Below are 2,383 nucleotides of genomic sequence, written 5' to 3'. Positions count from 1 at the left end.
CGCTGAATACGCTGAGAACCCCTGCAATCTGCCTGTGAGCATCGAAAATAGGTGCCGCAGAACCAATGATGCTCCGGTTCGTTTTCAGAAAATGTTCGTTTCGCTGAATCTGGACGGGCGCACTAACAGCAATAGAGGTGCCAATGGCGTTCGTACCGCAATTCTGTTCTTGCCAGTTCGCACCCGTCTGGAACCAGGGTTTCAGGCGGGTCTCGGTGATACGTTCATCACCCCAGCTGTTCAGTACCGTGGCATGCTGATCGGCAAGCAGAATGAGGCATCGGCTGCTGGAAAGTACGTTCCGGTAGTAGGGGAGAACCTCAGCCTCGGTCACCGAGAGCAATTCGCTGTGCTGGCGGTTTATTTCCTCCAGTCGGGCAGATTCCGGCATAAGCGGTGTTGGCTCATGGTCGTGTTCAAGGCCCCAGGCAATACAACGGTTCCAAGAATCGGCAATAACGCTCCGGTAATCCGCATATTCGTTTTTTCTCATCAGTCGTCACTCAAGCATTCGTTGGTTGTTTTGGTCGACATTCGAGCAGCTTACGCGGGCAATTGTGCCAAAGCTGATGCTCAATAATCTGTGCAAATGCTGTTCAGGTCAATGTTCAGTTTGAACACAATATTGCTAAACGAACATTTTGGTTTTCGAATGAGAAATTTGCATGTAGAGAAAAAGCTCTTTAAAACAACGTTATAAGAAAATCAATTTCTTTGCTTGCGCAATGTGGTATGTCCTTTGCGTATAGAGTTCGAAATCGAATTTGCGCGGCTGATTTACGTCGGTCTCGAAGCGCGTTTCCACAAGAACAAAAAGGAANNCTTAAAGAAGTGGTACACCGTTTGCGTTAGTGGATTCGAAATCGAATTTTCGCGGTCGGTGTATGCCGGTCCCGAAGCGCGTTTCCATAAGAACAAAAAGGAAAGCCTATGTCCTTAACACTGGAGAATCTCTCCCGTGAGGTCGACGGCGTCGACTACATACGGGATGCCAACCTCACCTTCGAGGCAGGCTCTTTTAATGTTCTGCTCGGCCGGACACTGGCCGGAAAAACCTCGCTGATGCGATTGATGGCTGGGCTGGATAAGCCCGATACCGGCCGTTTGATCTACAACGGTGAGGACGTTACAGGGCAGAGCGTGCAGAGCCGCAACATATCGATGATCTATCAGCAGTTCATCAATTACCCCAATCTGACCGTCTACGAAAACATCGCCTCGCCACTTCGGCTGGCGAGGATGACTGATTCTGAAATTGACCGCCGGGTGAAAGAAACGGCGTCGATGCTTCGGATTGATCCTTTGCTGAAGCGTTACCCGTTGGAACTGTCAGGAGGTCAGCAGCAGCGAACTGCCATGGCCCGGGCCCTGGTGAAGGATGCCACCCTGGTGCTATTCGACGAGCCCCTGGTAAACCTCGATTACAAACTACGGGAAGAGCTTCGGGCGGAACTGCGGGACCTGTTCCGCGAGCGCCAGTGCATTGCGGTGTACGCCACTACGGAGGCCAATGAAGCCCTGGCACTCGGTGGCACAACCACACTGTTACACCAGGGCCAGGTGGTTCAGACCGGGCCAGTGATGGATGTCTATCGCGCACCTGTGAACACACTTGCTGCACAGTTGTTCAGTGAACCCCCGATGAACATGATTCGAGGCCGGGTGTCTGAAACCGAGGTGACATTCGACGAGTACTCCCACCATGCACTTACGCAGGAGCTGTCGAAGCTGAAACCTGGCGATTACTGGTTCGGAATTCGTCCCAGCCATATTGGTCTGGTCCCCACCAGCGACGATGATCTGGAAATGTCCATGGAGGTAGAACTCAGCGAAATCAGTGGTTCTGAAACCTTCATGCATGTGGAGAACAGTCACTTTGAAATGGTGATGCAACTGATGGGAGTGCATCAGTACCACACAGGCGCACCGATCAAGGTATATCTGCCGATCAATAAATTGTTCGTCTTCGACAATAACGAACAACTGGTGCACACCCCGTCTCAGGTTTCAGGAGGGTCTGTCTGATGGCTGAAATTCAATTGAAATCACTCGCCCACAGCTACAGCGATATGCCTACCGGGCCGGATGATTACGCGATTCGCCAGCTTGACCATGTCTGGCACAAAGGTGGGGCTTACGCGCTGTTGGGCCCTTCGGGTTGCGGAAAAAGCACCATGCTGAACATTATTTCCGGTCTGGTTCAGCCTTCCGAGGGCGAGGTACTTTTCGACGGAAAGCGTGTTAATGAGTTGTCTCCGAGGGACAGGAATATCGCCCAGGTCTTCCAGTTTCCTGTCATCTACGACTCAATGACGGTCTACGACAACCTGGCGTTTCCGCTGAAGAACAACAAGGTTCCAGCCTCCAAGATCAAGGCCCGCGT

Annotated in this window: 3 protein-coding genes; 2 read left to right on the top strand and 1 reads right to left on the bottom strand. The window is 52.0% G+C overall.

Annotation, left to right across the window (positions count from 1 at the left end; genetic code table 11):
- The coding region (locus B2W52_RS07635) for a GAF domain-containing protein (RefSeq protein WP_349677059.1) at window positions 1–493 on the bottom strand (493 nt) is incomplete at its 3' end.
- Between the two features lie 437 nt (window positions 494–930).
- Between B2W52_RS07635 and B2W52_RS07630 the strand changes: the two genes are divergently transcribed.
- Complete coding sequence (locus B2W52_RS07630; RefSeq protein ID WP_273070494.1) at window positions 931–2,025, top strand: ABC transporter ATP-binding protein; 1,095 nt, start codon at window positions 931–933, stop codon at window positions 2,023–2,025.
- A partial coding sequence (locus B2W52_RS07625) for an ATP-binding cassette domain-containing protein (protein ID WP_286802254.1) occupies window positions 2,025–2,383 on the top strand: 359 nt, incomplete at its 3' end. The genes B2W52_RS07630 and B2W52_RS07625, both read left to right, overlap by 1 nt.

The organism is Marinobacter sp. UBA2498 (assembly GCF_002341575.1).
Taxonomy (GTDB): domain Bacteria; phylum Pseudomonadota; class Gammaproteobacteria; order Pseudomonadales; family Oleiphilaceae; genus Marinobacter; species Marinobacter manganoxydans.
This window is presented reverse-complemented; position numbering and strand designations above follow the sequence as displayed.